General features: G+C 57.3%; 8 protein-coding genes and 1 tRNA gene. 4 read left to right on the plus strand and 5 right to left on the minus strand.

The window, feature by feature from the left end:
* From VII69_10900 to VII69_10910, 3 genes are read left to right on the plus strand one after another with little or no spacing between them, the layout of a single operon-like run.
* Entirely contained in the window at nucleotides 1–1,710 is a 1,710-nt protein-coding gene (locus VII69_10900; protein ID HEY5095616.1) for a GAF domain-containing protein, read from the plus strand.
* Between the two features lie 60 nt (nucleotides 1,711–1,770).
* The gene (locus VII69_10905) at nucleotides 1,771–1,980 is read left to right on the plus strand and encodes a hypothetical protein (GenBank protein ID HEY5095617.1); all 210 of its coding nucleotides are present in this window, start codon (nucleotides 1,771–1,773) and stop codon (nucleotides 1,978–1,980) included.
* Between the two features lies 1 nt (nucleotide 1,981).
* Nucleotides 1,982–2,191: a hypothetical protein gene (locus VII69_10910; GenBank protein HEY5095618.1), complete on the plus strand. Its 210-nt coding sequence runs from the start codon at nucleotides 1,982–1,984 to the stop codon at nucleotides 2,189–2,191.
* A 12-nt stretch (nucleotides 2,192–2,203) separates the two neighbouring features.
* Here the strand turns inward: VII69_10910 and VII69_10915 are convergent, their stop codons facing one another.
* The 5 genes from VII69_10915 to VII69_10935 all read right to left on the minus strand — a co-directional run bounded on the left by VII69_10915 (nucleotide 2,204) and on the right by VII69_10935 (nucleotide 6,889).
* Nucleotides 2,204–3,223 carry a hypothetical protein gene (locus tag VII69_10915; GenBank protein ID HEY5095619.1) on the minus strand — a complete coding sequence of 340 codons (1,020 nt, stop codon included), beginning with the start codon at nucleotides 3,221–3,223 and terminating at the stop codon, nucleotides 2,204–2,206.
* Between the two features lie 177 nt (nucleotides 3,224–3,400).
* Entirely contained in the window at nucleotides 3,401–3,631 is a 231-nt protein-coding gene (locus VII69_10920) for a hypothetical protein (protein ID HEY5095620.1), read from the minus strand.
* A gap of 62 nt (nucleotides 3,632–3,693) precedes the next feature.
* A tRNA-Thr gene (locus tag VII69_10925) sits at nucleotides 3,694–3,766 on the minus strand.
* Nucleotides 3,767–3,845: 79 nt separating this feature from the next.
* Nucleotides 3,846–5,300 (minus strand): hypothetical protein, encoded by a 1,455-nt coding sequence (locus VII69_10930; GenBank protein HEY5095621.1) that lies wholly within the window; start codon nucleotides 5,298–5,300, stop codon nucleotides 3,846–3,848.
* Between the two features lie 248 nt (nucleotides 5,301–5,548).
* Nucleotides 5,549–6,889 (minus strand): GNAT family N-acetyltransferase, encoded by a 1,341-nt coding sequence (locus VII69_10935; protein ID HEY5095622.1) that lies wholly within the window; start codon nucleotides 6,887–6,889, stop codon nucleotides 5,549–5,551.
* Between the two features lie 1,746 nt (nucleotides 6,890–8,635).
* Here VII69_10935 and VII69_10940 point away from each other — a divergent pair.
* Nucleotides 8,636–9,151, plus strand: a complete 516-nt coding sequence (locus VII69_10940; GenBank protein ID HEY5095623.1) for a hypothetical protein — start codon at nucleotides 8,636–8,638, stop codon at nucleotides 9,149–9,151.
* The last annotated feature ends 145 nt before the right edge of the window (nucleotides 9,152–9,296 follow it).

Consider the following 9,296-nt stretch of genomic DNA (forward strand, 5'->3'; position numbering starts at 1 on the left):
GTGAGCCGACGCATTATAGTCGCCGCGGTCGTCACCATATTCGCGGCGTTTGTGCTGGGCATTCAACTGGCGTCCTTGCCCCGCGAAGGCGGACCCGGACCCACATTCGCGCCGGCCGGAAGCTGCGCGTTGACGATCGCTTCAGTCGCGTACGCGCGGCCCGGAACGCTGTTGCAGCCCGGCGATGTCCTCATGCTCGACCAGATGACGCCGCCGGAACGCGTGCTTGCCACGCACGACAGCAGCGCCGTCGGCGACTCGGCCTCGATGGTCGTGCTGCGAGACGGCCGCACGACCCGACTCGTGGAGTCGGTCGAAACACCAGAACCGGCCTCGTACTGGGCACCGTCCGTCGCGGTCAAAGTGATCACGTTTCTCGTCGGGCTGTTCTTGTTGTGGCGAGGGCGCGACATCGCATCGCTCCACTATGGGATTGCCAGCGCCTTCTTCGCGATCGCGATCTTGCCCATCAGCGATGCGTTGCTTTCGCCGGCCGCGCGCAATCTCTACGAAGCGCTCGCGCAAATATTTGCCGGCATCTCCGCCTACGCGCTGTACCTCACCTTCGAAGACCTCGCTCGCGGCGCGATCCGCGAACGGGTGCTGACCGCGTGCCGCATCGCGGTCGGTGCAAGTTCGTTGCTGTTCATCGCAAACGCCGTCGACTTTTCTATCGGCCGGTCCACCAACGGATGCTTCGAACCCGCGCTGTATGTGATGCGGTATCCGGCGCTCATCATCGCGCTCGCCGTGATGATCGGCGTTCTCACGACGACGTTCGTCAAGGCGACCGGCCTGCAACGGCAGCGCGTGCGCTGGGTTTTTTGGTCGACGATCGTGGGCTTCTCGGGCGTGGTCACGTGGCTGGTCGTACCGTCGTTCCGCGCGGCCGTCCTCACAAGCGTCGTGATCACCATCGGCTACGCATACGCGATACTTCGCCACCGGATCATCGACGTCGGATTTGTCATCAATCGCGCGATCGTCTTCACAACCGTCACGACTGCCGTGTTCGCGATCTTTGCGCTCGTGAGCACTTTCGTCGAGAGGCTCACGCTGCCGGTCGACGAGGGAGTGATCGTCCAGTCGGTCGTCGCGCTGGCGCTCGCGTTTTCGTTCGACTTCGGCTTTAAGCGCGTTGAAAGCATCATCGACCAAGTCTTCTTCCGCGACAAACACCGGGCCGAACTCGCGCTCCGCCGCTTCACCGAGGAGGCGCGGTACGTGCGCAGCGCGTCCGTCTTGCTCGACGGCGCGTTGCGCGTCGTGTGCGAATCGCTTCGCGCTTCGGCGGCCTGCGTGTACCGCGAGCACCTCGACGCGTACCGCAATGTGGCGGCGCGCGGGAGAACTTCATTTCCGGAGATGGTCGACGGTGATGATCCGGCGTTCGTTCATCTGCGCGCCGGCCTGAAAGACGTCGACCTCGCCGGCACTGCCGGAGCGCTGGCCGGTGACAGGTATGGCTTCGCGCTTGCGGCTCAACGCCGTCTCATCGGCGCACTCATCGTCGGGGCCAGAGACGATGCCGAAGCATTCGATCCTGAAGAGCGAGAGTTGGTCCGGGCCCTGGCACGCGAGGTCGGCACGGCGCTAGAGGTTCTTGACGCGGCCGATCACCTCGAATTCATCGAGCAACTCGCACTAGGGAAAACAGACGGCCCCGCAGCTCGCGAGCAGGCGCAAGCGCTGCTCGCACGAGAGCGCTAGGTATCGACGGCGGGCGGGTTGTATCTATATAGAAGAGGCCCTCACCCAAGGATATGTGTCATGCCGATCTGCCCGATCCATAAAGTGCCATACGATAAAGATCACGCCGTGTGCATGCGCAAGTACATGGGCATCCCCGACCCCGGCGGTCCGGAAGCGGGTGATGGGATGCTGCCGCAAGACGTGTTGGACGAATTAAAAAAACGCGGCATCGCACCGCGTCTCTCTCCTACCGATACTGATGCCGGCGACAAGAGAGCTGGTTTATAGCTTGAAGGAACCGACCACGAGCCGCGATGCCGGCGATCAAAAAACCGGAGCGTCCGCGCAATTCTTGGTCTTGGCGGCCGCGTTCGTCGTCGTGATCGTCGCTATGTTCGTCTGGCGGCCTTGGCTCTCGCACCCGCCTGCACCGCCGTTGCGCGTGAACACGCAGGGACCGAACGCACAGCCGACGACCACGATCATCCCAACGCCTTAGGTGCCCTCTTCTTTACGGATCGACCGCGATGCCGAACATGGCGCCGTTGTTTCCGGTCACTTTGCCGATGAGCGCGAAGCCCGGGTACGAGTATTCGGCGGCGTACGCAAACGAAGTGTAGAACCAGTGCCCATGCAGATTGTCTAGGGCCATCCCGAGCGGACAGCAAGGTAGATGTTTTGTCGTCGGATGTGGATTGGGCAGGTTGAACGTTTCGACCGCCGAGGCCAACGAATCGTTCACCAACAATTTCCCGGAAGTGTTGAATACCATGCCGCCGGGATCCCCGAAAGAAATGCCCGCCATCTGAGTTTGGGCGCCGCACTCGCCGCCCGGACACGATACCTTCCACAACGCGCCAATCCCCGATGTGGCGTCGACATCGTTGAAGTAGAGCATACCATTTTGCTTCAATGTGACGAACAAGCCAAAAAAGTCGTTCGTCATCGGAAAATTACTGACAAATGTCCCGCCGTTGAGTCCCCCGATCCATGTCGATATGGATCCCCGCTCGATGAGGTCGCTCGCTTCTTCATTGCTGGTGATGACAATTCCAGCGTCGGTCACCGTGACGTCATTTGGATTTTGTGCGGTCGGATCCGAGTAGGTATTGTACGGCGAAGTCCGTGCTTTGTGAAACACTAAGACGTTTGAAGCGCCCCAATTGGCCACGTAGAGATCGTGAGTCGCCGCATTCACAAACAATCCCCTCGGGCTGGAGAGCGACGCCGACGCTATGAGTCCGCACGGCGATTGACCCGCGAATTTTCCGTTGTAGACGTAGATCACGTTGTTCGACGCATCGGAAACGTATTCGATAGCACCTTTGAACGGGCACGCATAAAAGCTTGCGAAATGAAGATTCGTGCGGGCGACTATATCAAACCAGAATGGACCCGGAAAGTGCTCTCTGAGGGCCGGCGTGACGCCCTGCGCCGTCACGGCTCTGGGGGTAAGCGCTGAAGTTGCAGCACCCGTGCAGCCGCCTATTAGAGCAGCGGCCGCGGCTGCAATCAGCGCGCGACAGGTCATGAGATTACGCATCGGTTACTTCGCTCGCTCGAACGTGAGTGGATGGTGACCGAGGGGGAATCACCTAGCCGACCGTCATCTGCGGCGGATACTCTTTAGTTAAGGGCGGGGACGCTAGGTTCCCTCGACGACTGAACCGCCGATGAAATGTAATGTTGTTCATTTCACTCTGCGAATTCATGTCATATGAACGGCCGTGGGTACTCGGGTAACCGTGGCCTCGCTCGGATGATGCGCCTGGTGAATATTGATGCGCCCGATCGCCGTAGGGTTCTCTTGCGTGAACCAGATGTTGCCTTCGGGACCAGCCGTCACGGACGTCGGCGTTCCGCTCACCTTCACTTCCGTCACGGTCCCCGCCGGCGTGATCCGGGCGATCTGATCCAACTGCGTCTCGGCGAACCACATATTGCCGTCCGCACCGCTTTTTTCGTTCCCAACGATATGTGCGGGATGGGAGGCTGAGCCTGAGCCGACGGGGGGATTTGAACCCTCGACCTACGGTTTACGAAACCGTCGCTCTACCAACTGAGCTACGTCGGCGCTGTTCGCGACATTCTGATTCGAGAGGCGGTTCTTCAACGCTCCTGCTGTGTCCGCCCTGTCTAAAATGGCACTTGATTTATCGCCGCAATATGCGCGCAACCGCTGCGCTCATTTTTTCTCGAATGCCTCTACCTGTGAAAATCATACGTTTGCTGTCGATCAAAGTCTGGTCCCCGAAGCTAGACAACGTGTGAACGCCCGATCTATACGGGCTTCCGGGATCGGGCCTCACGATGGCAACCGCATGTTCTTGAAAGCGCGTTGGACTGAGCTTCGTGATCTCATTGATCGTCACGGCGCCGCCGTAGGTGCGCGAACAATCCTGGCTTGGTCGAAACAAGCGGCCGTCGTGGACGAATGGCGCGCCCGCCGGTCGAGACGATCGCACATCGATCTTGACCGGATTCAAAGGGTGGGGCATGAAATCGCCGAGGAGGTCCCGCGCGAACCAAATCCGCAGTTTCAAGTGCTCGCCATCCGTGGCGTCAGTACAGAACAGCCACCAAAGCCCCTCATGTTTGAAAACCGTGGGATCTAGGCAAGGCACTTGCGGAAGTAAAGATTTCTCGTACTGCAATCCGTCACCGAAGCTTGCAAATCTGTAAAGCACTGCATCGCGAGCTTGGCTCGTCTCAGGAACGCAATACAGAACATCTTCGGCTCTGAAAAGATAGGGATACGAAGCGTGAACCTTGAGCGAGAGCGCCGGAGCGATGGTTGGAGTCCAGCCTCGACCGTCGACACCGAGCGCACTGATAGATCCGAGTTGAGTTCTAAAGTCGTACGTCTCGCACAACACCAATCGTTTGCCGTCGACGATAGCCCCCATTGGGTCGGCGCAGTAAAGGTTCGGATCGCCATTCGGAAACCAAGAAGCTTGCCAAGGCGCAGCCGGCTGCAGGAAATCGTGAATGGGCCCGTCGACAATGCCGACGTTCCAACTGTCGTCGAAGAAAAGGTTTGGCAGCCGCATGATTTTGTTCGTCAACAGACTCAAGGCAAGACGCGCTTGCGTCACCAACTTCGGGAGTTGAGGAAGCGGGATGCTCTTCAGTTCGATGAAATCACCGGCATCGTCTTGATGGCCGCGACAGATATTCGCAGCAGCATATGCCGGCCATAGCGTGACCTCTGAAAGCATTTGCTCCGCGTTAGCATTGGGTTGGTGCAGAATTGTCGCGAAAACGCCGCTGCGAAGCACCTTCGCGCTTGTAGTGCCGAAATGCTGGCTGCAAAGGACTGCGGTGGTCACAGGATCGCCAGAGATGACCTCATGTACACCAGGCGGATAGTTCTCGTATTTTGAAACGTCGCCGAAGCGGAATCGCCACAGTCCGTATTTAGCAATGCGCGCCGACCTGGCGTCGCAGGGACCGAAGCCGAGGTACAGGATGAAGTCAAGGCCGAGCTCCAACAGTTCGTCGTCCTGATCGATACTGTATTTAGGCACCGACACATCAAGATTTCGAAAGACGTCATCGATGGAATTCGCGATCTCGCGTTCCTGCGGCATCATGAAACGTCGAAGCATTCCGCCGCTCGATTGCCTATCTCGAGATTGACGATCCAAGACGACGATAGCGGCCAGCTCGGAGACCCCATGGAGGAGTTCTCGCAACGTCGACGCTTGCCAGCGCTCGAGCATAGCAGAATCGCAAATGGCGGCAAATCGCAACGGCGACCCAACTGAATTACCAAAAGGTTGAGTCATCTCGGTTGCTTCGACACTAGCCATGGATTTAAGGCGAATCCCATGTTGCGAGACTTATGAGCCTCACGTCATTCGTTCTGAGTCGGCTTGAGAATGACGCGGCGATGCAATGCGTGAAACCATGTGTATCGAATCATACGATACTGAACTTCCATGCCGGCTTTCTCCAGGCCTCGCCTAGAAGCGACGTTGCCCGAAAGAACGTAGATCCATTGTTCGAGCCCCATGAGTTCGATATATTCGGCGATGAGTGAGACGACGGCTGGGTAGATGCCTCTGCCTCGCGCCAACTGCGGCGTCCACGCATCGTAAATGATTCCGACGGGTCGACCGAGTTCGAGCGCGAAGTCTTCGCCAAGCTCGGACGTCACAATTCGCTCTTCAACCCGAAGCCATGCTATGTGGACGATATTGCCGTCGTCGAGAGCGACAAACGGCGTGTGGCCCTTCTTGATGCGTTCTCTCAGATCGTGCAGCGAATTGCCGCCAAGATACTCCGGATGACGGACAGCGGCGTCGGCGAGATCGCTCAATGTCGCCACGCGGAACGTCAGGGGCTGCGACGCCGGTGTCAGGTATTTCTTCTTTAGCTCGAGGACAAGAACTTCGTCTCGCGCATAGATCGCTGAACGAAGGAATGCCACGGCGACTCTCGCTGCGCCTCGAACGGCTCCTTCGCGTCGCAGCACTCGAACAATTCGCGAAGCGGACTCGCTGGCCGCCGAGGCGGCGGTCCTCGTAGCCCGATACGCGGACGGATACAATCGCAGATGCTCCTTAGCGGCGTGCGCGAACTGCGAGATCCGGCCGCTGGTCGACCGAGGATAGAGAAGCACGGCATAGTTGTGATCGGTATGATTTGCGTATCGACTTTTGTACGTCTCGTCTCCGACGGTAAAATCAAATTCCCGAATATCGCTATCTCGCGCATAGACAAACAAATATCGGAGCAATACATCTCCGGGTGAGACGTCGAAAAATTCGATGTCGAAGGTCGGCGTATAGTAGAGGAATTTGCCGTCGAGCTGAAAGCCGAAGTTATATGCGATGGGCCGGTCATTCGACTCCAACACGGCGAAGCGCAGCTCGTTCGAAGGATCGAGGTTGTCGACGAGAGCCTCGAAAAATACCTTCGATTGTTGATCGAGCAGTTGACTACGTATGCCAGCCAATGTCCGACAGCGGATATGCTGTTCATAAAACGAAGGCAGATGTTCGCGAGCCTGAACCCGGTCGTCGAGGTGACGAAACTTCAGGCTGCCTAACTTCTCGAGTTGCTTTATCCGTCGCGAGACCGTGCTTTTCCCAAGGATGCTCTTCAGCGTCTCGGCACGGTTGTCGTCGAGCAAGACAGTCGGACATACGGCGGAAACCGACGACACAATGCGTTCCTGCAAGCTAGAAGCCATGTCCTTGGACGCTCCCAGTAACAGCGAAGATTCAGGAACGTTTTGAAGAGTGCAAGATTCCCAAGGGATCCGAGATTCGTCCAACGCATCGATCGCGGCGGTAAGAACGTCAGCCTTCCTATTGGGGTCACATACCAGATCGTTATAGTCCGCTGCCGGGTCGCCGATGAACCGAAGCTGTCGTTCCGCGATATATAGGGGTAGTATACCTACACACCTGCCGTCGTGGTAAACGACTGGCGTGAGTAGTAGTGCATTCCCGCCGTAGCCCTCCCACCACGATTCGATCCAGCTAAACTTGCTGAATATCTCTCGGTTGGGATTTGCCTCCCACAATCTCTCCCACTCGCTTGCAAGCAACCTAAGTTCGGCGAAATCGGTGAGCAGCCGGCAAGTTAGACCATGCGTTTGAACCGCTGATGCTCTCATGTCCGCCTATAAATGAACGAATCCAAAGTCCGCCCTCATGAATGTGCGCCGGTTTCTGGGCGTCGCTAGTACCGATTGAATGACCGTTTCCATTCGAAGGCGCGTGAGTGAGTGTGAATGTACGTTCTTTGAAAATCGCCAAGGCTGGCGACCGCGGACCTCGACCGCTTCCTCGGACGCCAACCTTTGCAAACACATGGCATAGATTGTTAGCGGGGACACCGTCGCGGTAACTGTGAGCCGCGGGTCTCGTCCGGTTGGCCATATCGAAAGTGACCGGTAGGAGAGGAGATCCATTTTAGGTCGAATCGTTCGTTACCCTACCTGAGGTACGATTCCTCCGAATTGATTGAGCGGCACTATTGCTACTAACATCACTTCTTGAGCACGATGACGGCTCGAAAAACTTGAAATATGGTGACGCTCGAATGATAGCAAAAATGATCAAATAAATTCTCGATCGAGGATCGATCGGTGATGGGTGCGATTCAACAGCGTGGAGGCAGAGCAGACGAAGCAGCGAATCGGGCTTGGGTCCATATGAAACGGGTCCTCTTCATCACATATTGGTTTCCGCCGCAGCCGGCAGCCGGGGCGGCACGCACGGGTTATATTGCCGAATATTTGAAAGAGTTCGGATGGGAGCCCGTCGTTCTCACTCGGGAATATCCGGGATCGGCCGACTTTGACTGTAGGGTCGAAACCGTGCTGGAGCCTATGTGGTTTACGTCGAGACATCGCAATCAACCCGATGGAATCGCGCGCGGACGTTCGCGCCACCCGCTCGAGGAGCGCGTGCGCACACTGGCTAGAGCAATCATTAGATTTCCTGATGACTATAGCGCGTGGATGCCGTCGGCCTTAGCTCGAGCGTTTGCAATAGCGCGAACCACCCATTTCGACGCCGTGCTGAGTTCCGCGCCGCCGCCAAACGTGCATTTTTTGGCCCGAATAGTTTCTTCTCGACTGCGATTGCCATGGGTCGCCGACTATCGAGATCTTTGGTCGGGCCCTTACGGGCCGCATTTCTCTAGGTATTACGGGCCTACTCGGCTTCGAATATACTACGCAATGGAGAGGTGGCTGCTGCGCGGCGCCGCTCGCGTCACCACAGTCACAAAGGGTCACGCCGCTGGACTGTCGCAAAACTTTGGGCGGCAAGATGTCGAGGTAATACCCAACGCCAGCGACCCGTCAATGTGGGACTCGATTGAAGACTCTCGGCCAGCAGATTTTCGATTTTGTTACACAGGTCAGCTTTATCCGAAACTGCGAACCCCCGACTTGCTCTTTTCGGCGGTCGCGAGGCTCAAGGAAATGCACGATGCCGCAGGCATCGCGGCTCGTTTCGATTTCTACGGCAATGCTCCGGAACTCACCCTCGAATGCGCAGCTAGATATGGACTTGCCGACGCAGTGCGAGCGCATGGCCTCGTCGACAGACGCGTGGCCCTCACGGCGCAGCGGAAGGCAGCGGTATTGGTCTTGCTTCTGAACATGGTCGATGACGATGACCCAATCGAGAACGCAAATCCCGGAAGCAAAATATTTGAATACGCAGGCGCCGGCCGGCGCATCCTGGCACTGGGGACATCGACCAACATCATCGATCGCGTCCTTCAAGAGACTGGTCTCGGACTCTTCGCAAGCGATCAGGAAGGCTGCATGGCTGCAATTCGAACATTGTATGAGTATTACGTTCGGGGCGATATCATTCCGTCCACGCGCTCGTCAGCGTGGTTCAATACGCCGCGCGACATCGCTCGACAATTCGCTGAACTACTTGATTTAGAGATGGACAAAAAAGTCTCTGGGCGCTTGAACCGCACTTAGTATCAATAACCGAGAAGCTAGCCCTTGATTTGCAATCCTCACGACGGCGTTGGTTCGGTTCCACGGTTGCGTTGTTTCGATTTCGGTTCTCCGCCGAGGAGCCTACGGAACGATCGAAGCGTGCGCCAACCGGCGACGCGCAGAG

The sequence above is a fragment of the Candidatus Eremiobacteraceae bacterium genome (genome assembly GCA_036511855.1).
In the GTDB taxonomy this organism is placed as follows: domain Bacteria; phylum Vulcanimicrobiota; class Vulcanimicrobiia; order Eremiobacterales; family Eremiobacteraceae; genus JABCYQ01.

Coding starts and splice junctions, on each gene's coding strand:
- VII69_10905 (HEY5095617.1), top strand. CDS start 1,771: ATGCCGATCTGCCCGATCCATAAAGTGCCATACGATAAAGATCACGCC.
- VII69_10915 (HEY5095619.1), bottom strand. CDS start 3,223: ATGACCTGTCGCGCGCTGATTGCAGCCGCGGCCGCTGCTCTAATAGGC.
- VII69_10920 (HEY5095620.1), bottom strand. CDS start 3,631: ATGTGGTTCGCCGAGACGCAGTTGGATCAGATCGCCCGGATCACGCCG.
- VII69_10930 (HEY5095621.1), bottom strand. CDS start 5,300: ATGCTTCGACGTTTCATGATGCCGCAGGAACGCGAGATCGCGAATTCC.
- VII69_10935 (HEY5095622.1), bottom strand. CDS start 6,889: ATGGCTTCTAGCTTGCAGGAACGCATTGTGTCGTCGGTTTCCGCCGTA.
- VII69_10940 (HEY5095623.1), top strand. CDS start 8,636: ATGCACGATGCCGCAGGCATCGCGGCTCGTTTCGATTTCTACGGCAAT.